A 251-nucleotide genomic window follows, 5' to 3' on the forward strand; every position below is an offset into this window, starting at 1 on the left:
GTTCCAAGTGATTTTTTATAGCCAGTTGGCTAAAGAGCAAGGGTTATTCGAGTTTTCTGATGTGGTAGACACCGTCAATGAAAAGCTCACTCGCCGACATCCGCACGTTTTTTCTGACGCCAAGTTTGCCGATGAGCAGCAACTCAACGCCCATTGGCAGGCAGAAAAACGTAAAGAAAAGCAGCAAGCAGGCAAAACAGAACAAAGTATTCTAGACTCAATACCACAGGCGTTACCGGCCTTGTCGCGGG

At 47.4% G+C, this 251-nt stretch carries 1 protein-coding gene; it reads left to right on the plus strand.

The window, feature by feature from the left end; all coding sequences use genetic code 11:
- Nucleotides 1-251 (plus strand): MazG nucleotide pyrophosphohydrolase domain-containing protein (locus V0R37_RS22830; protein WP_420376653.1); only part of this gene is annotated, 251 nt, incomplete at both ends.

The organism is Pollutimonas rozaliensis, from assembly GCF_048751585.1.
Classification (GTDB): Bacteria; Pseudomonadota; Gammaproteobacteria; order Burkholderiales; family Burkholderiaceae_B.